At 64.3% G+C, this 26,160-nt stretch carries 24 protein-coding genes; 11 read left to right on the forward strand and 13 right to left on the reverse strand.

What is annotated here, in order from left to right; all coding sequences use genetic code 11:
• Window positions 1–14: 14 nt before the first annotated feature.
• From QTI66_RS24185 to QTI66_RS24210, 6 genes are read right to left on the reverse strand one after another with little or no spacing between them, the layout of a single operon-like run.
• Window positions 15–3,551, reverse strand: coding sequence for a PilC/PilY family type IV pilus protein (locus QTI66_RS24185; protein ID WP_286562565.1), 3,537 nt, complete (start codon window positions 3,549–3,551; stop codon window positions 15–17).
• A 28-nt stretch (window positions 3,552–3,579) separates the two neighbouring features.
• The gene (locus QTI66_RS24190; RefSeq protein WP_286562566.1) at window positions 3,580–4,251 is read right to left on the reverse strand and encodes a hypothetical protein; all 672 of its coding nucleotides are present in this window, start codon (window positions 4,249–4,251) and stop codon (window positions 3,580–3,582) included.
• Window positions 4,248–5,408 (reverse strand): PilW family protein, encoded by a 1,161-nt coding sequence (locus QTI66_RS24195; protein ID WP_286562568.1) that lies wholly within the window; start codon window positions 5,406–5,408, stop codon window positions 4,248–4,250. Before QTI66_RS24195 ends, QTI66_RS24190 begins: the two co-directional genes overlap by 4 nt.
• 6 nt (window positions 5,409–5,414) lie before the next feature.
• Entirely contained in the window at window positions 5,415–5,885 is a 471-nt protein-coding gene (locus QTI66_RS24200; RefSeq protein WP_286562569.1) for a type IV pilus modification PilV family protein, read from the reverse strand.
• Window positions 5,882–6,493 (reverse strand): GspH/FimT family pseudopilin, encoded by a 612-nt coding sequence (locus QTI66_RS24205; protein WP_286562570.1) that lies wholly within the window; start codon window positions 6,491–6,493, stop codon window positions 5,882–5,884. Before QTI66_RS24205 ends, QTI66_RS24200 begins: the two co-directional genes overlap by 4 nt.
• A complete protein-coding gene (locus tag QTI66_RS24210; RefSeq protein WP_286562572.1) occupies window positions 6,490–6,951 on the reverse strand; it encodes a type IV pilin protein in 462 nt (153 codons plus the stop codon). Before QTI66_RS24210 ends, QTI66_RS24205 begins: the two co-directional genes overlap by 4 nt.
• A 541-nt stretch (window positions 6,952–7,492) precedes the next feature.
• Between QTI66_RS24210 and QTI66_RS24215 the strand changes: the two genes are divergently transcribed.
• From QTI66_RS24215 to QTI66_RS24245, 7 genes are all read left to right on the forward strand, one after another.
• Window positions 7,493–8,035 carry a GspH/FimT family pseudopilin gene (locus QTI66_RS24215; protein ID WP_286562573.1) on the forward strand — a complete coding sequence of 181 codons (543 nt, stop codon included), beginning with the start codon at window positions 7,493–7,495 and terminating at the stop codon, window positions 8,033–8,035.
• Between the two features lie 7 nt (window positions 8,036–8,042).
• Window positions 8,043–8,660, forward strand: coding sequence for a type IV pilus modification protein PilV (gene pilV, locus QTI66_RS24220; protein WP_286562574.1), 618 nt, complete (start codon window positions 8,043–8,045; stop codon window positions 8,658–8,660).
• On the forward strand, window positions 8,657–9,664 hold the full coding sequence (locus QTI66_RS24225) for a PilW family protein (protein ID WP_286562575.1): 1,008 nt from the start codon (window positions 8,657–8,659) through the stop codon (window positions 9,662–9,664). Before pilV ends, QTI66_RS24225 begins: the two co-directional genes overlap by 4 nt.
• A gap of 7 nt (window positions 9,665–9,671) precedes the next feature.
• Entirely contained in the window at window positions 9,672–10,286 is a 615-nt protein-coding gene (locus QTI66_RS24230) for a pilus assembly PilX family protein (protein ID WP_286562577.1), read from the forward strand.
• Window positions 10,287–10,296: 10 nt separating this feature from the next.
• On the forward strand, window positions 10,297–14,928 hold the full coding sequence (locus QTI66_RS24235; protein WP_286562578.1) for a pilus assembly protein: 4,632 nt from the start codon (window positions 10,297–10,299) through the stop codon (window positions 14,926–14,928).
• Window positions 14,928–15,431, forward strand: coding sequence for a type IV pilin protein (locus QTI66_RS24240; RefSeq protein ID WP_286562579.1), 504 nt, complete (start codon window positions 14,928–14,930; stop codon window positions 15,429–15,431). Before QTI66_RS24235 ends, QTI66_RS24240 begins: the two co-directional genes overlap by 1 nt.
• A gap of 324 nt (window positions 15,432–15,755) precedes the next feature.
• On the forward strand, window positions 15,756–17,234 hold the full coding sequence (locus QTI66_RS24245; protein ID WP_286562580.1) for a PglL family O-oligosaccharyltransferase: 1,479 nt from the start codon (window positions 15,756–15,758) through the stop codon (window positions 17,232–17,234).
• Between the two features lie 6 nt (window positions 17,235–17,240).
• Here QTI66_RS24245 and moaC read toward each other — a convergent pair whose 3' ends face one another.
• A complete protein-coding gene (gene moaC / locus QTI66_RS24250) occupies window positions 17,241–17,729 on the reverse strand; it encodes a cyclic pyranopterin monophosphate synthase MoaC (protein WP_286562581.1) in 489 nt (162 codons plus the stop codon).
• Window positions 17,730–17,805: 76 nt separating this feature from the next.
• Between moaC and QTI66_RS24255 the strand changes: the two genes are divergently transcribed.
• A complete protein-coding gene (locus QTI66_RS24255; protein ID WP_286562582.1) occupies window positions 17,806–19,395 on the forward strand; it encodes a M48 family metalloprotease in 1,590 nt (529 codons plus the stop codon).
• 9 nt (window positions 19,396–19,404) lie between these two features.
• On the opposite strand, the gene QTI66_RS24260 is transcribed toward QTI66_RS24255, so the two are convergent.
• The 3 genes from QTI66_RS24260 to QTI66_RS24270 form a co-directional block, all read right to left on the reverse strand.
• On the reverse strand, window positions 19,405–19,755 hold the full coding sequence (locus QTI66_RS24260) for a phage holin family protein (protein WP_286562583.1): 351 nt from the start codon (window positions 19,753–19,755) through the stop codon (window positions 19,405–19,407).
• 163 nt (window positions 19,756–19,918) lie between these two features.
• Complete coding sequence (locus QTI66_RS24265) at window positions 19,919–20,398, reverse strand: hypothetical protein (protein ID WP_286562584.1); 480 nt, start codon at window positions 20,396–20,398, stop codon at window positions 19,919–19,921.
• A gap of 60 nt (window positions 20,399–20,458) precedes the next feature.
• Window positions 20,459–21,190 (reverse strand): TerC family protein, encoded by a 732-nt coding sequence (locus QTI66_RS24270; RefSeq protein ID WP_286562585.1) that lies wholly within the window; start codon window positions 21,188–21,190, stop codon window positions 20,459–20,461.
• A gap of 446 nt (window positions 21,191–21,636) precedes the next feature.
• On the opposite strand from QTI66_RS24270, the gene QTI66_RS24275 reads away from it, so the two are divergent.
• Window positions 21,637–22,071, forward strand: coding sequence for a DUF3717 domain-containing protein (locus QTI66_RS24275; protein WP_286562586.1), 435 nt, complete (start codon window positions 21,637–21,639; stop codon window positions 22,069–22,071).
• A 4-nt stretch (window positions 22,072–22,075) separates the two neighbouring features.
• Window positions 22,076–22,372: a putative signal transducing protein gene (locus QTI66_RS24280; RefSeq protein ID WP_286562587.1), complete on the forward strand. Its 297-nt coding sequence runs from the start codon at window positions 22,076–22,078 to the stop codon at window positions 22,370–22,372.
• Window positions 22,373–22,379: 7 nt separating this feature from the next.
• Here the strand turns inward: QTI66_RS24280 and QTI66_RS24285 are convergent, their stop codons facing one another.
• Both QTI66_RS24285 and purB read right to left on the reverse strand, forming a co-directional pair.
• Window positions 22,380–22,940 (reverse strand): YaeQ family protein, encoded by a 561-nt coding sequence (locus tag QTI66_RS24285; protein ID WP_286562588.1) that lies wholly within the window; start codon window positions 22,938–22,940, stop codon window positions 22,380–22,382.
• A gap of 163 nt (window positions 22,941–23,103) precedes the next feature.
• Window positions 23,104–24,483, reverse strand: a complete 1,380-nt coding sequence (purB, locus tag QTI66_RS24290) for an adenylosuccinate lyase (protein WP_286562590.1) — start codon at window positions 24,481–24,483, stop codon at window positions 23,104–23,106.
• A gap of 88 nt (window positions 24,484–24,571) precedes the next feature.
• Between purB and QTI66_RS24295 the strand changes: the two genes are divergently transcribed.
• Window positions 24,572–25,186, forward strand: a complete 615-nt coding sequence (locus tag QTI66_RS24295; protein WP_286562591.1) for a glutathione S-transferase N-terminal domain-containing protein — start codon at window positions 24,572–24,574, stop codon at window positions 25,184–25,186.
• A 300-nt stretch (window positions 25,187–25,486) separates the two neighbouring features.
• Here the strand turns inward: QTI66_RS24295 and QTI66_RS24300 are convergent, their stop codons facing one another.
• Window positions 25,487–26,116 (reverse strand): glutathione peroxidase, encoded by a 630-nt coding sequence (locus tag QTI66_RS24300; RefSeq protein WP_286562592.1) that lies wholly within the window; start codon window positions 26,114–26,116, stop codon window positions 25,487–25,489.
• Between the last annotated feature and the right edge of the window lie 44 nt (window positions 26,117–26,160).

A 26,160-nucleotide genomic window follows, 5' to 3' on the forward strand; every position in this document is an offset into this window, starting at 1 on the left:
CCACCCTTGCTCCGTCAATTCCTCGTCACTTCTCGCCACATCACCCGCGCAGGCTCCGTAGACGACGGCACCGTCACCCCAAACACCCGCGTCCCCCCATCCGAAGTCCGCACCAGGATCTTCACCGCCCCACCCGGCAACCCCTCAGGCTGCACCCGGCTGGACAGCACCTTCCCCACAAAGCGACTCGCCAGATTCGGAATCGCCCCGCCATTGGCGTAATTCAGAAAGTAAAGATTCGAACTCCCCCCAGGCGTGCACTGGTCGCTTGACGGAATGTTGGTCGTGAACGCCAGCACCCCCTGGAACAGCACCGGGCTCGTGTACGACCGCTCCCCCACCGGACTGGTCGGAAAGTCCAGCACCCATCCCCGCTTGGTCGCCAGGTTCACCGGATTCGTCGTCACGTTGATGTTCGTCCCCGCCACCGTGGCCGCCTGCGCCACCAGGTTCAGCCGCAGCGGCGAAATCGTCGGGGTGGACGACAGGTCATCCATCAGCCCGTAGAAAGATTGGCCCTGCGTCGCACTCGCGTTGGCGCCCGCTGCGCCCGGAATGTCCGTCGCGCCAAGGTACTGCCCCGTGCCCACGTAGACCATCCGCTTGCCGTTCACCAAGCCCAGCTCGGGTGATCCCGTGATGGGCTGCGCCACGCCGTTCTTGTCCACAAGCGTGGCCACCTTCTTCACGTTCCAGGTCGATGTGGAGGTGCCCGTCAGGTCGAAGCGCCACACGTTGCCCAACAGGTCGCCGCCGTAGACAAAGTCCGCCGTGTCGTCCACGCCGGGGTTCACCAGAAACGCGCTGATCTTCGCGAGCCCGCTCGGATTGGCGCTCGACCCCACCCCGGTACTCAGGTCCTTGATGATGGTGCCCCGGTCCGGGTTGAGCACATACAAGTGGCCCGTGCCGTCGCCGCCCGTGTCGGCGCCATTGTTGTAGCCCGAAGTCACCAGCGTCACCCAGCCGGCCGCCTTGGTCTTCACGTTCAGCGGAATACCGTAGGTGTAGCCGATGTTGGCCGCGTCGGTGGCGGCCGTGTTGGCGTTCGGAAACTCCCACATCACCATGCTGGCGACCGTCGCGTCCGAGTCGGCCGCGGGGTTGGTCACGTTCAGTGCGTAATAGCCCCGTCCGCCCTTGGCCAAGCCGCCGACCAGAAGGGTGATCCAGTTCGCGCTGGCAGGATTGGGCGGCTGGAAGGCCGCGGTGTTGCTCAGGTCGATGTCCGTGGCAATGGGCGTGCCATCCACATAGAATCGATGCTGGAACAGTTCCTGTTGGGTCAGCCCCACCAGTGAACTGGTGCTGCTGTAAGTCGTCGACAGATTGGTGTTGACCAGCGCGCTCGGCACATAGGCCCACATCTCGTCGCCGGTCACCGCGTTGAACGCGTGCAGCATGCCGTCGTTGGCCGCCTGGTAAACCACCTTGGTGCGGTTTGCCACCGTGAGATTCGCCTTGAAGGCGGTGTAGCCCGCATCCGTGTAGCTGGCGCGCGGTGCAGGTATGTAGGCGGGTTCCGCATCCACGATGTCGCCCAGCAGGCGCGCGCGCAGGCGGTAGGGTTGTGCAGGATTGCTGCCGTTGCCTTCGCCCGTGCGGTCGCCGCGCAGGTAGTTGATGACGGCCGCGCCGTCGATGGGCCCCGGCGGCGAGGTCGGCGAGTTGAAGCGCCCGAGCCTGGCGGCCAACCCCGTGGCCGTGAACGGCACGCCAAGGGTGCCGTCATAGCTGGCGATGTAGCGTGTGCCCAGCGGCTTGACGTCGAGCTTGGCCTGCGCGGACCAGTTGGGCGTCGATGCCAGCTGGCCGGTCGTCGTGTCGATGGTGAAGGCCTGCAAGTCGCCGGCCCACGTACCCGAGCTGAAGCTGGATGCATACGCGTTGTTGTCTCCTGCCTCGACGTTGGGATTGCTCACCGCCAGCGATGCGGCCGAACCGGTGCGGCTGACGATGTCGTTCAGGATGGCCGACAGCGCCGTCTGCAGCCGGACCGGGTCCTTGGTGTTGAAGTACTGGCCATGGCCATTGAGCGCGGCGTGCCAGAGGTCGTCGATGGTCGTGGGATCGTCCGCGGTCGGTGCCGGCCAGAAGCTCGAGCCTGTCGGCGGCGCGGTGAGGGTTCCCTTGGCGCCCAGGCCGATGGTGTAGGTCACCATGTGCTGCCACGTCGCGGGGTCTGACGGGTTCGCCGCCACCTTGCCGGCCGAAGGCGCGTTCAGGTCCGAGATCCAGTACTTCATCGCCACGTCGGCGAGTGTGTTGCGCGAGCCGCTGAGCCCGCCGTCGTAGAAGGGCGCCGGAAAGTTCTGCGCGGCCACGAGCGGCACGCCGGCAATGGGGTCGTTGACGGTGGCGCCTGTGTCAGGGTTCACGTAAACGTTGGCGGGGAGGGTGGGCACCTTCCGGTCCTGGGTCGTTCCGCTCGTGGGGTCCGACCCGTTCCAGTAGCCATCCGTCGAAAGAATCGTGTAGTTGGGCGTGCAGGCCAGCGGCACGGTTTGCGCGCGGGTCGTGCTGGTGCCTTGCATCTTGCCGGTCTGGTAGTAGGTGCCGGCGCGGTTCAGCGCATCGACGAGCGGCGTGCCGCCCTTGGGCGTGACGGCATACAGCTCGCTGTACCACGTCGACATCTGGGAAGTGTTGAAGGACGACAGCGCCACGAAATTGCGCGCCGTGGTGTTGGTGTTGCCGTTGTCGTCGTTGATGGTCGCAAAGCCGACCCGGGACTTGTTGTCCAGCACGGAAAACGCAATGCCCAGCGACGACTTGGCGGCCTGCAGGCGTGTGCGGTAGTAGGTGAACCAGTTCGCAAAGTTCTGGATCTCCTGCGCGTAGGTGCAGTTGGCGCCGGTGCCGCAATCCGTGCGCGTGGCTGCCCGGGCATAGAGCGCCGTGGCAGGAATGATTTCCACGCGCGTGTAGTTGCTGTCGAGGTTCTGCGCCGTGCTTCCGTCTTCGGTGCCCGTGCCTTTCCACTTGTAATAGAAGGCGTATTGCGCATACAGCGTCGTCTTCGATCCGGAGGAGGGAATGACGCAATTGCTGTTGTTGGCAAAGGGGGCGCTGTCGAAAAGGGGCAAGGTGATGGACGCCGTGCTGAAGCACATCCTCGTCAGGTCGACCTTGGCACCGGAAGGCGCCGGCGCCAGGTAGGGGTCCACCAGCGCCGTCGTGCTGACGCTGTTTCCCATGGACGTGGTGAAGTTCGACGCTGTTGCCGTCGCGTCGTACTTCACGCCGGGCAAGTAAGTCGTGGCGGGGTTGTAGTAAAGCTGGTTGTAGGTGGGCGAGTAGTAGGCGCGCATGTTCTTCGCGCCATTGGTGTATTCAGCCTCGATGTCCGCGCCGGTGATCGACCCCCACGCCATGCTGCCCGAGTTGTCGAGCATGTAGAGCACGTTGGGCTGCACCTGGCTTTGCACCACCAGCGGCACGTTCGTCAAATCGGTGGAGGCTGCCCACGCGGCCACAGGCTGAAGCACCATCGAGATGATCAGCGCCGAGGCAATGGTGGCCTGGGTTCGTTTCGGGGCTGCGTGCTGCATGTTGATGCTCTTGTCTTTCCCGATCGAATCAGCCAAACGGCAGCTCAACGGTTGTCTGGACGATGCTGGAGGCGTTGCGGGGGCCCAGCACCCGCACCGTGATCCGGTAATGGATGGTGGGCCGCACGGCCGGCGGCGGCGTCAGTCCGCCGAACACGTTGGTCGTTTGCGCGTGGCTGTCGGTGTCGGCGCCCACGGCGCTGCCGGCGGCAAACGGCTGGCCGGCCACGCACTTGCTGGTGAGCTGCGTGAGCGAATCGCCGGCCACCGGCGCGATGGTGCACAGCCTGTCGATGACGTATTGCACGCGATACGTCGACTCGTTGGAACAATCGATCGGTGTGGCGCCGCCGGCGTTGTCGTAGCAGGGCAGGTCTTCCCACTTGAAGGGCAGGGTGGGCACGCCGTCTGCATCGACGATCAGCATCGTCCGGGAGTACTTGTGCGGCGTGCTGGTGTCGACGTCCGCCGCTGCCAGGGCTGGCAGTGCAGTGAATGCGCGCTCCGCCCCCGTGTCCGCCGCGCTCGTCGCTGCCTGCTTGAAGGCGACGTTGCCGGAGATGACGCCCGCCGTGTCAGTGGAGCGCAGCAGCGAGAGCGCCGCCAGCGAAAGGATCAGCAGCGCAATCAGCGCAATGAACACGATGACGCCGCGCTGCGGCTGAGCGGCGGCAAGGCGTGATGGAGTCCAGGCAGTCATGACAGGTTGGCCCAAAGAACATTGCGCAGTGGCACCACCGTCTCGAAGGTGCGATAGCGATAGCACTTCCAGTCGGGGTCGTTGCTCAGGTCGATGACCGGGCCGCCCGGCCAACTGGTGGGCGCGACGGCCGTGGTGGCGCAGGTGGTCGTGCCCGCGGTGGGCCGTTCCTTGAGCGGGCTGCGAACCACCACCGCCACATGAATGGCCTTGATGCGCCGCAGGTCGTTGGCGGTGGGCAGGGCCCAATTGCCGGCGGCGCCATTGGTCGCGCGCACCCAGTTGTTGACGATCTGGCTGCCGGCGTCGCTGATGCCGTATTGCGCCTTGAGGCTGACGACGTTGTTGGAGACTTGCAGCGTGTCCGTCGTGGTGAAGTAGTCCTGCGACACCAGCGAACCGTTCACGACGGCGTAGGTGCGTTGCGTCAGCGCCCCCGCGTCGAAGATGCGCGGATTGGTGTTGAAGGTCACGGGCCACGCGTTGGCCGTCATGTAGGCTGCCGGCGGGTTGTAGCTGGGCAGTACAGGCGTCGGCGAGGCGATGGGGTCGTGCGCCAGCACCACCGTCATCGTCGCTGACGGCGGCGTGGTGGGCACATCGGTTGAGGCCGTGATGCGCGTGACCACGCAGTTGCCGATGTCATCGGTCAGCCACACGAAGCCACCGATAGACGACATGCCCACCTTGGTGGTCGGTCGAAGGCTGGCCGCCGCGGTGCCGGTGGGGCTCAGCGTCACGTTCTGCAGCAACGCATTGAGCACATTGGCGCGCACGGAAGAGCCCCAGAGCATGGTGATGCTGTCCGATGCACCTGGCGCCGTGCCGCCGTCGTTGATGCGCACCGCCGTGCCCGGAAAGTTGGGCACGGGGCCACTGGTCGCACCGTTGTTGAAGTAGGTGTAGTAATTCGCGCAGGGCATCGAACTGGCCGCAGGAATGCCCCAGCCGGCAGCACGAACGTCACGCTCGATCGTCGTGAGGCTGAAGATGCCGTTTTGCTGCGTGTCCGCACCGGAAGTCGTCGAACGCTTGACGCCCTCGTTGGTGGCCACCACTTGGTAGATGATGATGGTGACGACAAGCCCCACCACCATGCCCACAAGAATCTCGACGAGGCTGAAGCCTCGTTGGCGGCTGGTTCGAAGAATGGGCATCGTCGTTCACCCCAGGATCTGCGTCTTGAGCGTGAAGTTGTGCGGCGCCGTGTCTTGCGGCGCTTGCCAGCACAGCGTCAAGCTGACGGTGTTGTTCGGCCCGACGATGATCTGCTGCTGCAGATTGGCCGCGCCCGGCAAGGCGCCGGGGTTGGTCATGTCGGACATGGCGTAGATCCAGTCGTACACGGCCGTCTTGGTCGTCGTGTTGGAGCCCGGGGCGCACGCCGCCTCATCGGCGTTCAGGGCATAGGTCGGTACATTGAATCGATCGACCCACATCCTCGCCACGATCTGGTTGGCGAAGAGGCTGGCCTTGGACCGGTAGTCCGCGTCGCGCACCGTGCGAATGGCGGTCGCCTGCAGGCCCATGATGCCCAGGATGGCAAAGGAAAAAATGGCCATGCCGACGAGCGCCTCGATCAGCATCACGCCGCGTTGCAGGCGCGTGGAATGGGGGCGGGGTCTGGATGTCATGCGCAACCTTGTGGGTTGGTCGCCATCGACAGGGCTGGGTCGCACAGCCGCACGTCGCCGCCTGGTGAAAGAACGATCGACAGTGTGCGACTGCCCGCGGCGCCGGTGAAGTCGATCTTGCGCACCGCGGTCGCCGTGCCCAAGCGCCCCATGCCGGTGTACAGGATGTTCGCCGGCATGCCCGCACCGGGGCTGGCCACGGTGGCGCTCACGGCGGTGGCGGTGCCCGCCCGTGCGTTCGAGGTCGAAGAGCTTTCCAGGCGGGTCTGCACGTTCTGGTCGAACGTTGTCGGCGTTGCCACCAATGCGGTCATGACCGACCAGTCCGTGCCGCCGCCCCCCGTGACCGCCACGCCGCGGGACGTGTTGAGCATGCTGAACTGCACGTTGCGGTTGCCGCGAATCGCTTCGGCCCGTGCCAGTTCCAGGCCGCTCATCACCGACTCGGCCGACGCGCGGACCTGGGCGCTCTGAATGTAGTTGGTGTAGCTCGGGTACGCGAAGACGCTGAGGAGGGCAAAGAGCGTGATGGTCACCATCAGCTCGACGAGGGTGAAGCCCCTTTGGAACTGACCGCGGCGGCATTGGCGCGACTGCAGGCGGTTCATGGCTTGCGGAGCACCCAGACGTTCTGGGCGCTGAAGTTCCAGGCGCAACTTGTGCAGGTCGTGCCTTGGGTGTTGAGTTGATTAACGGTGTAGGCCAAGCCGGCCACCTGTCCGCCCTTGCCCGTCGCAGTCGCAAGATATGTCTGGCCGGTGGCGGCGTCCGAGTTACATGTGAAGTCGAAGTACTTCGCCGTCGGTATCACAACGCCGCAGTTGCCGCCCGTGCCGTAATTGCGATTGTCTTGGTAGTACTGCTCCATCCGCGTGCGGTAGTCCGCCAGCGCGCCCGGCGCCTCTTGCACCTGGCCGCGGCGCAGGTAGTCCGTGTAGCTCGGAACGGCAATCATCGACAGGATGGCCACCACGGCCACCACGATCATCAATTCGATGAGCGTGAAGCCGCGCTGAAGCCTTGACGCTTCGCGCCCGCTTGTCGATGGAACCCCTGCCGATTTCATGAAGACGCCCTTGGCTTTGTGTGACGCTGAAGCACACAAAAATTACAGTCGTCACAGAGTGCCACTTGAAGAGGTCGGACTCCAAACCACTGAGCCCCGGCGCAGTGCCGTTCGTCAGTAGTTGCTCACTCTAGTTGCGTGAGCGCATCGGATTCAGCCTCAATTCGTAACGTGTGAAACGAAGTGGGAGGGCGGGTGCCGCCCGTCGCACACGACGTGGCGGAACGCGCCTCCTAGCACAAGTCACATCTCGAAACCTGAAATGGGCGTTTACTGGCGTTCCACGGTGCGAGGCCGCGGGAGCTCCATTTCGCGGAAGTTCGCACGTTTTCAGGCCTCAAAGTCGCGAAAACCCTTGGTTTGCGCTCACTTGCGAAAACTGTAGGACAGTGCCTGCAGTTGCTTTTTTCCCGACGAACGGTTGCTCAGAGGGTCCGATCGGGTTGCGCAAATGCATCGAAAGTAAACACACTTCGTAACATCTGCAACCAACTTGGTGCGAGTCATGTTTCGTTCTCGTTCCCAAAGACGCTCAAGGGTGATGGGCTTCACGATCATCGAGTTGATGGTCGTGGTCGCGATGCTGGCCGTCCTGATCGCGATCGCAGCGCCGAGCTTCGGAGCGCTCATGAGCAACTCGCGCGTTTCGAACTTGGGCAACGAGTTCGTCCTGGGGGTCGGTTATGCGCGCGGCCAAGCCATCACGCGCAACAAGTGCGTCACGATCTGCGCCGCGGACGACATCAGCGCGGCCACGCCCGCCTGCGTTGTGACCAGCGGCGAATGGAATGCCGGGTGGATCATCTTTTCCAACCCCAAGTGCGACAGCGATGCAACCGACAGCACGGCCGAACTGCTCAAGGCCTACGTCGGTGACCCCAACGGGCCATCGCTGACCGGCACCAACACGCCGCGCACCATCCTGTTTGACTCGCGGGGTCGCGCCACGCTGGCTGCAGCGGTGTCGCTGCGCGTGTCACCTCCCGGCGAATCCGCCACCAAGATGATCTGCGTGGACATGCTCGGGCGTGCGCGCATCGGCAATGCCGGCAGCATCAGCTGCGACGGCACCAATCAGAACTAGGCGCCTCATGATCACGAAGCTCCACACCCAAGCCGGCGCCACACTGATCGAAGCGCTCGTGGCCCTCCTGATTTTTTCGATCGGCATGGTCGGCATCGCCGGCCTGATGTCCTCGGCCATCAAGTACCAGACGGGCAACGAGGCCCGCTTCAATGTGAGCGCCGCCCTCAACGACCTGTCCGAGCGCTTGCGCGTCAACGTGGCCGGCGCCAACGGATTCGCAGCCGTCGTTGGCGGCGTGACCACCAAGGCGACGGGCTACCAGCTCTCCAGCACCTACACCGCGCAGGTCAGTGCCGTGCCTTCCACGCCCACGGTGGATTGCGCCAGCGCGTCCTGCACTCCCGCCCAGATGGCGGACTACGACATCGCCCACTGGAAGAACCTGCTGCGCGCCACCCTGCCGGGGGGCGCGGGGTACATCGTCGGCGACGTGGTCAAGGGTTTCGACGTGAGTGTCATGTGGGCCGACAAGAGTGCGGTCGATGCCAGCGACACCTTGATCGCCGCACGCTCGTGCAACGCCGCCGACAGCGACACCTCGGGCAAGGCGCGCTTCTGCTGCCCCTCGGACGCCGAAGTGCCGGACGGTGTGCGCTGCTACACCGCGAGGATCGTTCCATGAAGACGAAGCTGCCTCGGCGCCAGCGCGGCGTCACGTTGATCGAGCTGCTGATCTCCATTGCCATCGGCTTGCTGCTGGCTGCCGCGGCCAGCTACCTGTTCCTGTCGACGCATCGCATCTCGCAGGTGCTCGATGCCAAGTCCCAGCAGCAGGAGACGGCCAGCATCGTGCTCGACATCATCGGGCGCGACCTGAAGAACGCCGGCTTCTACCCTGCGGGCTTTCCGACGACCACAGCGTCCGCGAAGTTCCAGGGCGCCTACAGCAACGCCGTTTCGGCGGCAGTCCCCGCTTTCGACCAAGGCGTCTTCGGCTGCGTTGGCGGCATCTTCAATGTGACCACGGGCACCTGCCCGACGCCTGACGCCAACGAACCCGATTCGCTGGTCATCAACTACTTTTCGTCGGACACCTTCTCGGTCAAGGGCGTCGGCACACGGCAGGATTGCCTGGGCCAGAACGTCGAGCTGGCTGCGTTCAGCGGCACCACCTACAACGCCGCACGGGCCGGCGCGGGCTCCGCAGGCGTCGGCACGGTGTCGCTGCCGCTGTTCATCAGCAATGCCTATGGATTGGGGGCGAGCTACACCTACCTGCAGGGGGGGCAGTCCATCCAGACGCGCAGTTTCCGCTGCGCCGGCAACGGACCGAACGCCAACCCCTACCAGCCGCTCCTGCCCGGCATTTCGCAGCTCCGCTTCCGCTATGGCGTGGCATCGGCAACGTCGATGGAGGCGCCCGAGCGCTTCTACACCGCCACGGAGGTGAGCGCGATGGCGGCGATCGATATCAACGGGCAGCCCAGGACCGGCTGGCAGCGCGTGAGCGCCGTGCAGGTGTGCGTGCTCGCCAAGACGCTGGACCCCAGCGTCCGCCAGACGACCACGGGTTCGTACATCGATTGCGACGGCGTCCCGGTCAACTACTCCGCGACGGACCGCGCGATCTACCAGCAGCGCACGCGCGTCTTCGGCGTTCGCAACAACCTCACGCAGACGTTCTGACCCAACCATGAATCGCCTCACATTGCAGCGCGGCGTCTCACTGATCATCGTGCTGATCTTCCTGGTCATCCTCTCGGGTGTCTCCGCCTTTGCGGTTCGGCGCGTGCTCTTTGGCGAGGGCATGGCCAGAAACATGCTCGACGTCGAGGTCGCGCGCCAGGCCGCCGAGTCGGCGCTGCGCGACGCCGAGCGCGACATCATGCTGGCCGACAGCGTCGTTGGCGCGAAGTGTGCCCGTGGCGCTGACCGACCCATCAAGAGCGCCTACAGCGAGCCCAATTTCGGCGCCACCTGCCCGCGCGGCCAGTGCCGCTTCGGCGAGCAGACACCGGTGAACTACTACGCGCAAAGCAATGCCGCCACATTTACCAATCCGGAGCCGTGGTGGCCCGGCGGCGTCGGATGGAAAGCCGCCCCTCCAACGGCATGCGACTTCTCCGGTGGCGTTCCCATCGGGACCTTCACCAACAAGCCGGGCGTGCGCGGCGTCGCGCGCCAGCCCGAGTACCTGATCGAGTACATGCAGCGCGGCGACGACATCTATTTCCGCAACACGGCGCGCGGCTGGGGCCTGGACCCCAACACGGAAGTCGTCTTGCAGACCTACTTCAAGCGAGGCTGAAGAGAACACCATGAAATCACTTGTGCTGAAAGTTGCCCTGGCACTTGGGGTGGCGGTGTCGATCCTGCTGGCCTTCAAGTCGCCGGTGGCCGCGCCGACGATTCCGCTGATTCCCGCCCTGCAGGCGGTGCCGCCGAACGTGAGCCCCGATCCCAACCTGCCGATGGTGATGCTGAACGTCTCCAAGGACTTCAGCATGTTCAGCCGGGCCTACACCGACTATGAAGACCTGAACTTCGACGGCGCCGTCGACTACACCTTCATGCCGGACTTCAAGTACTACGGGTACTTCGATTCCACCAAGTGCTACACCTACAGCACGGCCGACAACGGTCTTTACGTGCCTGCGGCGCCCGCGACGCTGGAAGGCGGCAAGTACTACTGCGCAGCGGGCAATTCGTACTGGAGCGGCAACTTCCTGAACTGGGCGACCATGTCGCGCATGGACGTGCTGCGCAAGATCCTCTTCGGCGGCTTGCGTTCCACCGACACGGCAGGCACCGACGGCAAGACGGTGCTCGAGCTTTCCTTCGTGCCGCGCAACAGCCAGGCCTTCGTCAAGTACTACAACGGCGCCGACCTGAGCCGGCTCACGCCCTTCAGCTATGACGATGGCATCACGCTGTGCCGCCGTCACCAGAATCCGTCTGGCGACAGCGCATCACAGAGCACCACGCTCCTGCCCGTGATTCGCACGGCGCCCGGCAACTACCTGCTGTGGAACATGACGGAAGTGCGCACCTGCAACTGGACGCAGGAGATCGGCTACAACTGGAAAACGCCGACCGTCAATTTCGTCAGCGCCAACTACCAGGGCGTTGGCGGCACGCTGACAACGCACAAGGGTGGAACGCCACCGTCGCCCAGCGTTGACGCCAATTCCCACGAGTACACCGCGCGCCTGGAGGCCTGCAACGCATCCATGCTCGGCGACGAGAACTGCAAGCAATACTCCGCCGGCAATCCATACAAGCCGCGCGGCCTGCTCAACGAATTCGGCGAAAGCGACAACTTCGGCAACAAGGCTGCCAAGGCTGAGTTCGCCATGCTGCTGGGGTCCTTCGATTCCAACCTCGATGGCGCCGTGTTGCGCAAGAACATGGAGGAAATCAACAGCGAGGTGGACCAGGCGACAGGTCAGTTCCTTGCGGCTTCCGCCAACGGCAGCATCATCCAGGCGCTGAGCAGGTTGCGGCTGTACGGATACAACCCCAACAACGGCAACTACTCGCAAAACTGCAACTCCCGGGACATCTCGAACGGCACCTGCCCGTCATGGGGCAATCCCATCAGCGAGATGGTGGCCGAGGGGCTTCGCTACTACGCGGGCAAGGGTGCTTATTTCAGTTCGAACGGCGCCAAGGATGCCGAGTTCGCGCTGCCCACGCCTGCATGGAGCGACCCGCTGACAGCGAGCCGCACCTATGCCAACAGCACCAAGACCCGCGCGGCCCTCTACGGCAAGAACGTCTGCCGACCGCTCAACATGGTCACCATTTCCAGCGGCGTCAGCTCCTTTGACAACGACAAGGTCATCAATGCCTTTTCTGCCTTGTCTTCGACGGCAGCGAGCCTGACGACCAGCATCGGTACGCAGGAAGGCATCACGTCCACGACGCGCCTGATCGGCAACAACGGCGACATCACGACGCCGGACAACAACGACCTGTGCACAGGCAAGACCATCACGGACCTTGCGACGCTGACCGGACTGTGCCCGGAGGCGCCCAACATGAAGGGCAGCTACCTGGGAGCGGGCGCAGCCTATTGGGCCCATACCAACCAGATCCGCACCGACCTGACCATTCCCGGCAAGGCGGACCCGGAGGTCCTGAAGGTTCGCCAGTACGCCGTTTCAATGGCGGGCGGCTCTGCGTCGATCCAGATCCCGGTCCCCGGAACGTCGCCCACCAAGTACGTCTACATCACGCCGGCAAGCATCGACTCGCTGATCTCGACGACCAACCCGCTCGCGGGGAACATGGTGGACTTCAAGGTGCTCAACCGGGCGGCGGATGGATCGTCCGGCAGCTTCCTTGTGCTCTGGCAACACTACATGCTCGGCGAAGACCAGGACCAGGACATGCTGGGCAGCATCCGCTACGAGTTCGACAGGAGCACCTCGCCGCCAAAGCTGAAGATCTACACGCAAACGCTCGAATCCGACACCGGCTCGCAAGTCCCCTTCCTGTTTGGCTACACCCTCGTCGGCACGTCAAGCGACGGCTTTCATTCGCACAGTGCCATCAACAACGGGTACGCGCGTGACAACGACGCGGTCTACGACGCCACGACCCAGGTCGCAACCGGCTCCGGCAGCGGCAATTGCAACGATCCGCGCAAGTGCGTGCGTTTCACCAAGAACGGCAGCGACGTCTACGTCTTCGGCGAGACCCTCAAAACCTACGACATGACGGGCAGCCTGGACGCCGTCATTCGCGATCCGCTCTGGTACATCGCCAAGTACGGCGGCTTCAAGGATTCGACGACGGCGCCTACCCAAAAGCCCGATGCAATCACGAAGTGGGACACCAAGCGCGCGGACGGCGCACTGTGCGGTGCGTCGGGTCAGCCGGCATGCAGCGACGGCATCCCGGACAACTATTTCCTGGCGCGCCGGCCCGACCTGCTGGAAGAGTCGCTTCGCCTCGTGTTCGCGGACCTCACCGCCAATTCGAACTCGGCGCCGGCGGTCTCGCGGCCCGACTTGCGTGATGGCGACTTCAAGTACATCGCCACGTTCTCGCCGCAGGATCTGCACGGCGAACTCACGGCGTACAAGCTGGACGACAAGGGCAACTTCGAACTGTCCGCCAGCGCGAAGGGGCACGAAAACCTGACCAGCACGCTGCCGTCGTCGCGGCGGGTCATCACGAACACCAGCAACAAGCTCGGCGTGGCCTTCAATTCGACCGCAATCAGGACGGATACGACGGCAGGACAAGGCTACCTCGACTCGCTGGAGAGTTCCAGCACCCGCCAGGACGCCCTCATCGACTACATGCGCGGATCGCGTGTCAACGAGGGCACGCTGCTCAACTTCCGCGTCCGCAATGCCACGTCGATCATGGGCGGTGTCATCAACTCCAACCCGTGGTTGCAAGACCGGCCGGGCGCGAATTTCTTCGGCAGCAAGTTCCCAAGCTACGGCACCTTCAAGGCCGGCCAGTCCAAGCGCGATCGCATGATCTGGGTGGGCGCGTCGGACGGCATGCTGCACGGCTTCACGTCCGACACCTTGACGCCGATCATGTCCTATGTGCCCCAACCGCTCGTGCCGCGGCTCAAGGAAACGGCCAACGCCGGCATCACCGACGTCAACGCCTACATGGACGGATCACCGTTCAGCGGCGACGTGATGGTGGGTACGGGCACCACCGCAGACGCGTGGAGAACCTATCTGTTCGGCACGCTCGGTCGCGGTGGCAAAGGCATCTTTGCGCTCAATGTGACGGCGCCGACCGACAGCACGTCCAACGCGTTGACCGAGGCCAATGCATCGTCGATCTTTGCCTGGCAATTCACCTCGCAAGACGACGCCGACCTGGGCTACATCATTTCCGAAGGCGGAACGCACCCGATCACGAACCAGGCCGCGCAGATCGCGAAGATGCCCAACGGCAAGTTCGCCGTGATCTTTGGCAATGGCCTGTCCAGCACCAACGGCAAGGCCGTGCTCTACGTTCTTTTCGTGGACGGGCCCGACAGCGGCGGCGGTTGGGGGATCGGGCGCGGACGGTACTACAAGAAGATCGTCGTGGACTCGTCCGGCGGCAACGGGCTCATGCAGCCCTCGTGGATCGACACCGACGAAGACGGCCTGGCCGACACCATTTACGCCGGCGACCTCAAGGGCAACATGTGGAAGTTCGACGTGTCCGACACCGATCCCGACAACTGGCACGAAGCCTATGGCAAGCCGCTGTATTCGGCGAAAGATGCCACCGGCACGGCGGCCTTGCCGATCGCCGCAGCCCCGGCCATCCGCTTTCATCCGGGCGGCGGCCAGATCGTCGTGTTCGGCACGGGCAAGTCGGTGGTGTCGGGCGACTTCCCCGACACGGGCCGCAGCCAGCGCATCTTCGGCATTTGGGACAAGCCCGCCTATGCATCGTCTCCATCGACCATTCCGTCGGGGGTTTCCGACCTGCAGCAACGATCCTGGACGCTCAGCTCTGATTCGAAGGCCATCGTTCAGGGGAGCGTCACGCGCATCAACTGGACGACGCAGAAAGGTTGGTACCTGGACATTCCGCTGTCCTCCGGCATGGTGCTCAGCAACCTCCTGTATCCGTCGGTGACCAAGGACGTCGGCATTCCCATGGTCTACAAGCAGGCGACGACCACTGACGTGTGCAACGACAACGCCGAGGGGGCCTATGTGCAGATCAGCGCTGTCGACGGGACGGCCACCGTCAACATCTTCGGAACCACGAGCACGTCGGGCATCGTCGTGGGCATCGCCAAGCTGGACCAGCGCTTCCGCGTCACGGAAGACTCGACGGTGCGCTGCGAGGCCGGCTTGAACTGCCAGCGCATCCTGGGCCAGAACACCGACGAGGAAACCAAGCGCAACAGCACGCAGTCGCGCATCTTCTGGCGCGAGATCCCGGGCCTGAAGACCACCACGGAGAGCCATTGATGAACACGAGATCCCAGCGCAAGAACGCCGGCTTCACGCTGATCGAACTGATGATCACGGTGGCCGTGGTGGCCATCCTGGCTTCCATCGCCTACCCGAGCTACCAGGAAAGCGTTGCCAAGGGCAAGCGCGCACAGGCCAAGACGGTGCTGGCGAGCGCGCAGCAGTGGCTGGAGCGCCACTACAGCGAGAACTACCGCTACGACCAGACGCTGGCCGGCACCAATATCGACAACACCGCGGGCGGCATCTTCAATTCACAGTTCGGCGTAGCGCCGCTGGCGGGTGAGGGCAATGCTGCCTACAACATCACCCTCACGACCGAGAACGCCGGCCGGAACTACACCCTGACCGCCGCGCGAATATCACCGGGTTCCATGGCCTCAGACCGGTGCGGCGACTTCGTGGTGACGAGTACCGGCAGAAAGTCGGTGGTGAATCACACGGGCTTCGGGACTGGCGCCGTCGGCAACCTGGCGGCCGCACAAAAGTGCTGGAATTAGCGATAAGCCTCGCACGCAAGGGCGCGGCGCGTTAAAGGCTGCACGGCAGCGCGGCGAGCCAGCATCGCCGATCCCGCACAATTCCGGCCATGAAGGACGGCGTCGGAGTGCGGGGATGGGAGCAACAGCAGCAGGCACGGATGCGCACGCTCGGCGTTGCCGCGTTGATCGCCCTGCCCTTCGTTTTTCCGTTCGCTGGCGGACCTTCTCCCAGCGCCTGGCAGCTTCTCGTGTGCTGGGCGTGCGTGGCGCTCTTGCTCATGGTGCGACCCGTCGGGCGGCCTGCATTGCGCGTCGAAGGATGGCTTGCGCTCGCCGCGGGGGGTGGTCGCCCTTTCCGGCAGCGGCGACCTCGGCCAACGGCTCGCCGCTCCGGCCGCCATCTGCGTCGTGGGGCTCGCCGCCTCTGTGGGCGCCGGCATGGCGCGCGCCGATCCCTTGCCGCTGGCATGGGGCCTGTTTGCCGCGGCCCTCGTCAGCGCGGCGATCGGGCTGCTGCAATACAGCCGCCTCGGCGGATCGCTGGCCCCGTGGATGGCCGCGTCCGACCACGGCCAGGCCTTCGGCAACCTGCGACAGCGCAACCAGTTCGCCACGCTGATCAGCATGGGCTTGATTGCCGCGCTCTGGCTGCATGCGAAGAGTGACGGAGCGCGGCTTCGACTGGCGTTGAAAGCGGCCGGCGTGCTGCTCGTCCTCGCACTTGCGGCAAGCGGCTCGCGCACGGGGTTTTTCCAGTTGCTGCTCATCGTCGTGGCCGTCGGCGTGCTGCTGCGGCGGCGGACGGCCACAACGGTTGACCATCATTCCAAGGGCTTTCGGTGGCCGCTGGCCTTGCCCGCGCTGATGGCCGCCTATGGCTTGGCCCTGTGGGCCTTGCCACGGGCCACCTCCGGCAGCCCCCTGCGCATGCTGCATCGGCTGCGCGACATCGCCTCGGACAGCCGCACGGCGCTGTGGAGCAATGTGCTCGACCAGATCGAACAGCACCCGTGGCGCGGCTGGGGTTGGGGCGAGTTGAGCTTCGCCCATTTCGACACCCTCTATGCCGACGCGCGTTTTCCGGGCGTCCTGGACAACGCCCACAACCTGCCGCTGCATCTGGCTGTGGAGTTGGGCGTGCCTGCGGCGCTGCTGCTGTGCGGCTTCTTCGGCTGGCTGGTGTGGAGGGGCAAGCCATGGGCCGAGCGCGACCTGAACCGGCTGGCGGTGTGGGGGTTGCTGGGCGCCATCCTGGTCCACAGCATGGTCGAATACCCGCTCTGGTTCGGGCCATTCCAGATGGTGTTCGGGCTCTGCCTGGGATTTCTCTGGCCGCGCGAGGCGTCTGCAGGCCATGCCGGCGCGCAAGCGCCCGCCCCTCGACGCGCGGCATCGGCCGCAGTGGCTGCCCTGATGCTGTGCGCCCTCGGCTTCACCGCCTGGGATTACACACGCGTCAGCCAGATCTACCTCGACCCGGCCAGGCGCCTTCCCGGCTTCCAGCAAGACACGCTGGCCCAAGCGGAGGAGTCAGCTCTTTTTGCCAACCACGCGCGCTTTGCGCAACTGACGCTCACTCCGCTGACGAACGCCAACGCACGCGAAATCCACGCACTTGCCCTTCACCTGCTGCACTTTTCGCCCGAGCCGCGCGTGATCAGCAAGGTGATCGAAAGCGCCGAAACGCTGGGGCTCGATGACGAGGCTGCGGCCCATACGCTGCGTTTCCAGCGCGCATTTCCGGCGGAATTCAAGCGCTGGAGCGCTCGCAAACCGCCTGCTCCGGCGAAACTGCCGGTCGCAACGGAACGGGCTGACTGAAAGAAGTCAGTCCGCCACGTAGCTGCCGGACTTGCCTCCGTGCTTTTCCAGCACCCGCACGCCGGTGATGGTCATCCCCCGGTCCACCGCCTTGCACATGTCGTACACGGTGAGCAGCGCCACCTGAACGGCGGCCAACGCTTCCATTTCGACGCCGGTGGGCCCGACGGTTTCCACCGTGGCCGTGCAAAGCACCTGCGGCACGTCGCCCGCCGTGGCGTCCAGCGTGGCGAATTCGACCGCCACGCGCGTCAGCGCCAGCGGGTGGCACAGGGGAATCAGGTCGCTGGTTTTCTTGGCGGCCTGGATGCCGGCAATTCGGGCAATGCCGAGCACATCGCCCTTCTTGGCGGTGCCCGATTCGATCAGCGCGAGCGTTTCAGGCAGCATCTCGATGCGGCCGGTGGCGATGGCAACGCGGTGCGTGGACGGCTTGGCGGCAACGTCCACCATGTGGGCTTGCCCGCGGGCGTCAAAATGGGTGAGGGAACTCATAAGCGATTGTTCGACACGAAAGCCCATCATACGGGGCTGCCGGATGCCACGAGGCGGACGGGCCCATGAACGAGGAATGCTGCGCTTGACTCTTTTGTCCAGAAGATCCGGGCGGACGCTCATGTCCGCGCTGCGTGCCCTGTGCGTCTCGGTGGTCGTCGCGTCGCAGGTCTTCGTGCCGGCCGCCGTGCATGCCCAGCTCCCCGGCATGGGCGACGGCGGCGAAATGACGGCCAGCGCCGAACGGCAGCTGGGCGACAGCATTGCGCGCGAGCTGTACCGCGACAACTCGTACATCGACGACCCGGTGGTGATGGAATACGTCCAGGACATCTGGCAACGCCTGATCGCCGCGGCCAAGATTCGCGGCGAACTCACGCCCGAACTCGACGAGCGCTTTGCATGGCAAATCCTGCTCATGCGCGACCGCGACATCAACGCCTTTGCGTTGCCCGGCGGCTACATGGGCCTGAACCTCGGGTTGATCGCCGTCGTCGGCAGCCACGACGAGCTGGCCACGGTCATGGGCCACGAGCTCTCCCACATCACGCAACGGCACATCTCGCGGATGCTCTCGCGCCAAGCCAAGCAGATGCCGCTGATCATCGCCGCCATGGTGCTGGGCGCGATCGCAGCATCCAAGAGCAGGAGCGGGGACGCTGGCCAGGCTGTGATCGCCGGCTCGCAGGCGCTGGCCATGAACAGCCAGTTGAGCTTTTCGCGCGACATGGAGCGCGAGGCCGATCGCATCGGTTTCGGTGTCATGACGCAAGCGGGCTACGCGCCGCAGGGCGCGGCCGCCATGTTCGAGAAACTGCAATACGCCTCGCGACTGAACGACAACGGCTCCTATCCCTACCTGCGCAGCCACCCGCTGAACTCGGAGCGCATCGCCGACATGCAGGGCCGCTTCCAGCTGACGCCCGGCACCGAAGCGGCCGTGCCCCTGCGCATGGACCACGCCATGATCGCCTCGCGCGCACGCGTGCTGACGCGTCCGGGCGTTGACGTGCTGCGCCTGTGGGTCAATTCGGTGGACACCGGCGAGTTTGCGAAAAGTTCACCCGAGCAACAGGCCGGAGGCCTCTACGCTGCCGCGATGTCCGCGAGCGAATTGCATGACTACAAGGTGGCGCGCGACATGGCCGCGCGGCTGGTCACACGCACTGCGAACGACCCGGTGTCCTCGCGGCTGGCGCGCCTGCTCTCGGCTGAAATCGAAGTCGCCGCCGGCACGGCGCCGCGTGCGGTGCAACTCCTCAATGCCAAGGCCAAGGATCGACCGGAGATGCTGCTCGCGGCGCAGGCCTCGGTCGCTGCCCGCGCCGGTGCCGCCCAGATGGCGCCCATCACCGAAGACCTGCGCGACTGGGTGGCGACGCACCCGCGCGATGCGGGCGCCTGGCGCACGCTTTCCACGCTCTACAACGCCCAGAACGATCCGGTGCGTGCGATTCGCGCCGACGCCGAAGCCAATGTCGCCATCCTCGACTTTCCGGCGGCGCGCGACCGGCTCAAGGCCGCACAGGATCTGGTGCGCACCATGGCCGCCTCCGGCAAGACCCCGGTGGACCACTACGAGGCGTCGATCATCGACACCCGCGCACGCGAGGTCGATGCGCGCATCCGGCAGAACATGCTCGAACAGAAAGACCTGCCGCGCTGAGCAGCAAGTTCAGCCGCCCTGGTTTTTCGACAGCGCCGCGTCGATGAGCAGTCCGAGCAGCGAATAGATCAGCGAGCCAATCAGCGCAGCCGTGAAGCCGTTGACGTGGAAGCCCTCCAGCAGCCCTGACGCAGCCCAGAACATGAGCGCGTTGATGACGAACAGGAACAGCCCGAGCGTGACCACCGTCACCGGCAAGGTCAGCACCACCAGCACCGGTCGCACGACCATGTTCAAGAGGCCGATGACCGCCGCGGCAATCAGCGCCGACGTGAAGCTGACCACCTGCACGCCGCTGTAGATGTAAGCCACCGCCAGCAACGCAAGGGCGCTGAGAAGCCATTTGAAGAGGAGTCGCATCAGGTCAGGATATCAACAAACCGGCGCGCGGACCGGTCCGTGAAGGGAAAGGCAAACGCTCGGGGAACACCGCGGAACCGGCTTTGCCGGGCCGCTGGTGTTGCCCCCGGCAGGGGGTTGGAGGAGCGACACGAAGTGCGCGCAGCCTGGGGGCGAGCAACAGTCAATCGCCCAGTTCATTGGCCAGCACGAGCAGCGCGCCCATGCCAACCACCGCGCCCGGCAAGGCCCAGCCCGACGCATGCGGCGGCGTCTGGTCCGGCGCAACGGGCTCGAGATCCACACCCACCTTGGGCCGGCGCATGTCGACGACCGTTGCCGCGCCGTGCGTCATGCGCAGCTGCTGCGTCAGCTCCGTGAGCGGTCCCTTGGCCAGAAGCATGTGGATCTGGTCGCCATTGCGCCTGAGCACCGGTTGCAACTGCTCTTGCGTCTTGGCAAACCACTTGGCGCGCCAGTTCTCGCGGGCGCTGTGGCTGACCCATTTGCTGATGCGATGCGTCATGCGCGGTGCGCAGGCCACCACAAGCCAGTGAACCGCCGCCTTGCTCGCCTCCGGCTTCGAAGCGATGTCGGCAAGCAGACTGGCAAGGCGCTCGCGCGCAAAAGCTGCATCGTCGACATACACAATGATCTTTTCCATGAGACGCTCCTTCAGATTGTTTGAGTGGTTGTGACGGAACCAGGAAACGGACAGGGCCTGTCAGGCTTCGCGCGACGAGGGCTCGCGGTTGGCCGACAACGCTTCGACTTCAGGCTTCTTGCCGCGCGTTGCCAGCCACGATAGGCCAAGCACCAGCGCGATGGAAGCCACCTGAACCCCAATACGCAGCATGGTTTGCGGTGCGTCCTTGGTGCCGAAGATGTTCGACAGGAACGGCTCGTTCACGATCATGGTGGCGGCCGTGTAAGCCAGCACCGCTGCGCCGATGTACATGATGGCGGGGAAGCGGTCGACCAGCTTGAGCACCATCGTGCTGCCGAACACCACGATCGGAACGCTGATCAGCAGGCCGATCACCACCAGGTCGAAGGCGCCATGCGCCGCACCGGCAACGCCCAGCACGTTGTCGATGCCCATCAGCGCATCGGCGACGATGATGGTCTTCATGGCGCCCCAGAACGTGGTGACGGCCGGGCCGTGTTCCTCGTGGCCGTCCTGATCGGCGATCAGCTTGTAGGCAATCCACAGCAGCCCCAGGCCACCCACCAGCATCAGTCCCGGAATCTTGAGCAGCCAGACCACGCCGACGGTCATGCTCGATCGCACGATGATGGCGCCGACCGTGCCCCACACGATGGCCTTTTTCTGCAGGTGCTTGGGCAGGCTGCGCGCGGCCAGCGCAATGACGATGGCGTTGTCGCCCGCCAGGACGAGGTCGATGAGGATGATCGCCAGCAGCGCGGACCACCATGGGGCAGAGAGGAATTCCATTCGCAAGATTCTCCAAGGACAAGACTCGTATAGCCTGCGCAAGGATCGAATGGATGATTGCCTGGAGACCGAAAAGCCAACGGCTTTCGGGAATGGCACATGCTTCGACAGAACCGCGCGCAGGTTCAAATCGAAGGTCTTGCCCGGTCGCCCGCTTTCGCGCGCCACCCCGACAGACCGGAAGCTTTAGTTATGTGCTTCGTGTTGACGGCCTGCCGATTGCCGGCCCCCCTGAGACGCCGGTCGGGAGCTACTCCCCTTCGGAACCCGGATTAAATCATCGCGACCGGGTCGCGGCAACCGGGAATTCCACGAGCCTGAATGAAAGGCGCCCGCAGGCGTTGATGCGCAAGGCCCGGCTGCTCTCTTTTTTGTAGCTGGGATATCCTTGTGTCTTCGTGGGGATTGCTCCGTCTATCATTCCCGCCCGCATTCAATTCGCACGCATGGCCGCCATTCACATCACCGACATCGAGGCCGCCATCAACTATTGGCGCGAGCGCAAACCCTCTCCGGACGGCGTCACGCTGGCCGCGGAAATACGCGCGCTGGCCGAGGTTTACGCGCTGATGGTGTTTCACCACGAAGACGAAGTCGACGAGGTCGGCTTTCCCGCCAAGGCATGGGATGCGTGGATGACGTGGTACCAATCAACGCCGGACACGCCTTGCATTGCCATCTGCTCGACGAGCCAGGGCGACGACGAATGCAAGGGCTGCGGGCGCAGCTTCCACGAAGTGCAGCACTGGCCCGCGATGAGTGCGACCGAAAAGCGCGCCACCTGGCGGCGCATCACCATGCTCGACACCGCGTGGCGCTTCAACAAATACGCCGAACGGGCACGCGAGTCCGACCGGCTGGTGTCGCCCGCCATGTCCTGAGATCATGCGGCGACTGGCGCAAGCACCCAACCTGGCGATCGCGACGCTGTGGGTGCATGCGCTGCGTGAGGAGGGCGTCAATGCTTTGGTGCAGCGTGAATTCCTCGCCGCCGCCGCCGGGCAACTGCCGCCCGACCAATGCCTTCCCGAGATCTGGGTCGCCGATGACGATCAGCTCGCCTTGGCTACGCGCCTGCTCGATGCCTTGCAACATCGCCCGCAGCGGCGCTGGCATTGCCGCTGCGGCGAGGTGGTGGAAGGCGGCTTCGAGCAGTGCTGGCGCTGCGGCGAGATGATGTAGCGGCCGTTTACTTCCAGCGGATCGGCTCGATGTCGATGCTGCGGTCGCCGTCGCCCAGCATCAATGCGCCTTCCTGGATCGTCGCCTGGAGCTGCATGCTGCGCTGGGCCAGCTCGGCCAGCGATTGCGACGACGCGGTCGGGATGCGAAACACGTGCAGGTTGTCGGCGCGGGTGAGCTTGGTCTCGATGCCGCGCCACCAGATTTCCGCCGCGTGGTTGAAGCAGTACAGAAGTACCTCGTCGGCCTTGCCGCAGGCCTTGATGAGCGGCTTTTCTTCCGGCTGGCCGACTTCGATCCAGACGCGGGTGCGGCCGGTGAAGTCGCGCAGGTAGGCGTCCGGATCGTCCGGGTTCGACAGGCCGGCGCCAAAGCTCAGCGTGCCGTCGCCATCGCAGACGCTCTGCAGCTTGTGCGCGTTGAGCGCCAGCGCAACCAGCCGGATCATCATGCGCTCGTCGGTTTCGCTCGGGTGGCGGGCGAGCGTCAGCTGATGGTCCGCGTAGTAGCCGTTGTCGATGTCGGCAACGGCTAGATTGGCTTTGAAGATCGTTGATTTGAGGGCCATCAGATTCGCCGCCGGGCCGCCCCAAGGCGAATCAGCCCCCTCGGGGGGCAGAGAGGACACGAAGTGCCGAACGTGGGGGCTGTGATTCGCCGCCGGGCCGCCCCAAGGCGAATCAGCCCCCTCGGGGGGCAGAGAGGACACGAAGTGCCGAACGTGGGGGTTCTCATACGCGCCGCGCCAGTTCGGCGGCTTTGCCGGTATATGACGCCGGCGTCATCGCGAGCAAACGCTCCTTCTCCGCTTCCGGTATCTCCAGCGAGCGAATCAGGCCATGCAGCGCCTCAGCCGTCACCGTCTTGCCGCGCGTGACTTCCTTGAGTTGCTCGTACGCGCCCTGCACGCCGAAGCGGCGCATCACCGTCTGGATCGGCTCGGCCAGCACTTCCCACGAGGCGTCGAGGTCAGCCGCGAGCGCTTCTTCATTGAGCTCGAGCTTGCTCAGGCCGGTGGCCAGGCTTGCATACGCGAGCGTCGCGTAGCCCAGCGCCACGCCCACGTTGCGCAGCACAGTGCTGTCCGTCAGGTCGCGCTGCCAGCGGCTGATCGGCAGCTTTTCGCTCAGATGGCGCAGCAGGGCGTTGGCCAGTCCGAGATTGCCCTCCGCGTTCTCGAAGTCGATCGGATTGACCTTGTGCGGCATCGTGCTGGAGCCGATTTCGCCCTTCTTGAGCCGCTGCTTGAAGTAGCCCAGGCTCACATAACCCCAGATGTCGCGTGCAAAGTCGATCAGGATGGTGTTGACGCGCGCCAGCGCGTCGAACAGTTCCGCCATGTAGTCGTGCGGCTCGATCTGGATGCTGTAGGGCTGGAAAGTCAAACCCAGGCCCAGCGGCGCGGGCGTTTCCACCACTTTGCGGCTGAAGGCTTCCCAGTCAAACTCGGGCCAGGCCGCCAGATGCGCGTTGTAGTTGCCCACGGCGCCGTTCATCTTGCCCAGCAAATCAACGGCCGCCACGTGCTCGCGTGCCTTGGCAAGGCGCACGGCGACGTTGGCGATTTCCTTGCCGACCGTCGTCGGGCTGGCGGTTTGGCCGTGAGTGCGCGCCAACATCGGCACCGAGGCAAAGTTGTTGGCCATGGCCCGCAGCGTGGTCAGCAGCCCGTCGATGGCGGGCAGGATCACGCCTTCGCGCGCCGCCTTGATCTGCAACGCGTGGCTGGTGTTGTTGATGTCCTCGCTGGTGCAGGCGAAATGCACGAATTCCGAAGCGGCCACCAACTCCGGACGCGCCTCGAACTTCGACTTGATCCAGTACTCGACGGCCTTGACGTCGTGGTTTGTTGTTTTTTCGATCTCCTTGATCGCCTTGGCATCCCCCTCGGAAAAGTTCGTGACCAAGCCCAAAAGGTACTTTCGGGCGCCACCGGTCAGGGGCTTGAACTCGGCAAAGCCGACGTCGGACAAGGCGATGAACCACGCGACTTCCACCTGTACGCGGCGGTGCATGTAGCCCTGCTCGCTCATCAGGGGCCGCAGGGCGGCCAGTTTGGGCGCGTAGCGGCCATCAAGGGGAGACAGTGCGGAAACAGTGGAGAGACTCATTCGTGAATTTTAAGTTGACGCTCGATCGGCAGGTCTTCCCCCTAAAATCAAAGCGCTACTTCGATGACACCGTGAGAGAAATGACCGCATGAAATTGATCGGATCCGCCGCCAGCCCTTATGTCCGCAAGGTTCGTGTCGTCCTGGCCGAAAAGCGGCTTGACTACCAGTTCATCAGGGAAGACGTTTGGGCCGACGACACGACCATTGGCCAGTCCAACCCCTTGGGCAAGGTGCCCTGCCTCATCATGGAAGGCAGCGAAGCGATGTTTGATTCGCGGGTCATCGTCGAATACCTCGACACCCTGTCGCCCGTGGGCAAGCTCATTCCCCAGCAAAGCCGCGAGCGCGCCGAAGTCAAGACTTGGGAAGCTTTGGCCGACGGCGTCATGGACGCCGGCATCCTCATGCGCCTGGAAGCCACCTGGGCCAAGCGCGCTGACAACGAGCGCAGCCAGGCGTGGATGGATCGCCAGCACGTCAAGGTGATCGCCGGCGTCGACGCCATGTCCAAGGGATTGGGCGACAAGCCCTTTTGCAGCGGCATCCACCTGAGCCTGTCCGACATTGCAGTCGGCTGCGCGCTGGGCTGGCTCGGCTTCCGCTTTCCGGACATCGACTGGCGCGGCAAGCATGGCAATCTGGCCAAGCTCTACGACAAGCTCATGACGCGGCCGAGCTTTGCGGACACGCAACCCGGCTGATCGCTTCGTCCCACTGGAAACAAAAAAGGCGCCTTGAGAAAGGCGCCTTTTTCATTGGTCGACGAAGAATACAAAAGTGCTGCGAAGCGCCCCGAAACGAAGGAGGGAGGGAGGGAGGAGGAGAAGAGTCGTTTCAGGATTTCGTCTGGGCAAAAAGGCCCGGAAGGCTTCGCAGCACATAAACCGTTCGGGGCAACTATGCCACTCGAAACGGTATGAGCGCGCTCCGCTTTTCCCGGTTCCCGGCGTGAAGGTAACAAATGGTGTCTCACCCACGCGCTCCCTCTGGTGAGGGGGCCTTCACCCGTCTTGCTTCGTTGCAATTTGCCGTTCAATTTCACGCACGAAAGCAGCGTCGTCCGGACCCGTCATGCTCGAATAAGAAGCCACGAGCTTGCCGTCGCGGCCGATCAGGTACTTGTAGAAATTCCATTTGGGCGCGGTGCCGGACTGCTGCGCCAATTCCTTGAACAAGGCATTGGCATCGGGGCCGCGCACCGAGGACTTGGCGAACATCGGGAATTTCACGCCGAAGGTGTTCTCGCAGAAATCTGCGATCTCCTTGTTCGAACCTGTCTCCTGCGAAAAATCGTTGGAAGGAAAGCCCAGCACCACCAGGCCCTTCGCGCGATATTTGCTGTCCAGGGCCTCCAGCCCTTTGTATTGGGGCGTGAAGCCGCAGAAACTCGCGGTGTTGACCACGAGCACCACCTTGCCGGCGTACTGGCACAGCGGCTGGGGTTTTTCGTCCTGCAGGCGGTCGAAGGTGTGGCGCAGGAGGGGCGGGCAGGACGCGGGAGTAGCGGACGCCGACGGCGAAGACCCCGAAGCGGCCGGCGCGGCGTTCTGGGCGGGCGCAGGGTTGGTAGCCAAGGCAAGCACCGCTGTCACAGCGGCGGCGCCGACCGATGAAACAAGGAAAAGCCGCATGGAAATCTCCTGCGCGAGCCGCAACATGATCGCAATCATCGCGC

Origin of the sequence: Variovorax brevis (genome assembly GCF_030317105.1) — a bacterium.
Classification (GTDB): Bacteria; Pseudomonadota; Gammaproteobacteria; order Burkholderiales; family Burkholderiaceae_C; genus Variovorax; species Variovorax brevis.

Bases quoted from the DNA above. Each gene is read 5' to 3' on its own strand.
- QTI66_RS24185 (WP_286562565.1), bottom strand. From the start codon at position 3,551: ATGCAGCACGCAGCCCCGAAACGAACCCAGGCCACCATTGCCTCGGCG.
- QTI66_RS24190 (WP_286562566.1), bottom strand. From the start codon at position 4,251: ATGACTGCCTGGACTCCATCACGCCTTGCCGCCGCTCAGCCGCAGCGC.
- QTI66_RS24195 (WP_286562568.1), bottom strand. From the start codon at position 5,408: ATGCCCATTCTTCGAACCAGCCGCCAACGAGGCTTCAGCCTCGTCGAG.
- QTI66_RS24200 (WP_286562569.1), bottom strand. From the start codon at position 5,885: ATGACATCCAGACCCCGCCCCCATTCCACGCGCCTGCAACGCGGCGTG.
- QTI66_RS24205 (WP_286562570.1), bottom strand. From the start codon at position 6,493: ATGAACCGCCTGCAGTCGCGCCAATGCCGCCGCGGTCAGTTCCAAAGG.
- QTI66_RS24210 (WP_286562572.1), bottom strand. From the start codon at position 6,951: ATGAAATCGGCAGGGGTTCCATCGACAAGCGGGCGCGAAGCGTCAAGG.
- QTI66_RS24215 (WP_286562573.1), top strand. From the start codon at position 7,493: ATGGGCTTCACGATCATCGAGTTGATGGTCGTGGTCGCGATGCTGGCC.
- pilV (WP_286562574.1), top strand. From the start codon at position 8,043: ATGATCACGAAGCTCCACACCCAAGCCGGCGCCACACTGATCGAAGCG.
- QTI66_RS24225 (WP_286562575.1), top strand. From the start codon at position 8,657: ATGAAGACGAAGCTGCCTCGGCGCCAGCGCGGCGTCACGTTGATCGAG.
- QTI66_RS24230 (WP_286562577.1), top strand. From the start codon at position 9,672: ATGAATCGCCTCACATTGCAGCGCGGCGTCTCACTGATCATCGTGCTG.
- QTI66_RS24235 (WP_286562578.1), top strand. From the start codon at position 10,297: ATGAAATCACTTGTGCTGAAAGTTGCCCTGGCACTTGGGGTGGCGGTG.
- QTI66_RS24240 (WP_286562579.1), top strand. From the start codon at position 14,928: ATGAACACGAGATCCCAGCGCAAGAACGCCGGCTTCACGCTGATCGAA.
- moaC (WP_286562581.1), bottom strand. From the start codon at position 17,729: ATGAGTTCCCTCACCCATTTTGACGCCCGCGGGCAAGCCCACATGGTG.
- QTI66_RS24255 (WP_286562582.1), top strand. From the start codon at position 17,806: ATGCTGCGCTTGACTCTTTTGTCCAGAAGATCCGGGCGGACGCTCATG.
- QTI66_RS24260 (WP_286562583.1), bottom strand. From the start codon at position 19,755: ATGCGACTCCTCTTCAAATGGCTTCTCAGCGCCCTTGCGTTGCTGGCG.
- QTI66_RS24265 (WP_286562584.1), bottom strand. From the start codon at position 20,398: ATGGAAAAGATCATTGTGTATGTCGACGATGCAGCTTTTGCGCGCGAG.
- QTI66_RS24270 (WP_286562585.1), bottom strand. From the start codon at position 21,190: ATGGAATTCCTCTCTGCCCCATGGTGGTCCGCGCTGCTGGCGATCATC.
- QTI66_RS24275 (WP_286562586.1), top strand. From the start codon at position 21,637: ATGGCCGCCATTCACATCACCGACATCGAGGCCGCCATCAACTATTGG.
- QTI66_RS24280 (WP_286562587.1), top strand. From the start codon at position 22,076: ATGCGGCGACTGGCGCAAGCACCCAACCTGGCGATCGCGACGCTGTGG.
- QTI66_RS24285 (WP_286562588.1), bottom strand. From the start codon at position 22,940: ATGGCCCTCAAATCAACGATCTTCAAAGCCAATCTAGCCGTTGCCGAC.
- purB (WP_286562590.1), bottom strand. From the start codon at position 24,483: ATGAGTCTCTCCACTGTTTCCGCACTGTCTCCCCTTGATGGCCGCTAC.
- QTI66_RS24295 (WP_286562591.1), top strand. From the start codon at position 24,572: ATGAAATTGATCGGATCCGCCGCCAGCCCTTATGTCCGCAAGGTTCGT.
- QTI66_RS24300 (WP_286562592.1), bottom strand. From the start codon at position 26,116: ATGCGGCTTTTCCTTGTTTCATCGGTCGGCGCCGCCGCTGTGACAGCG.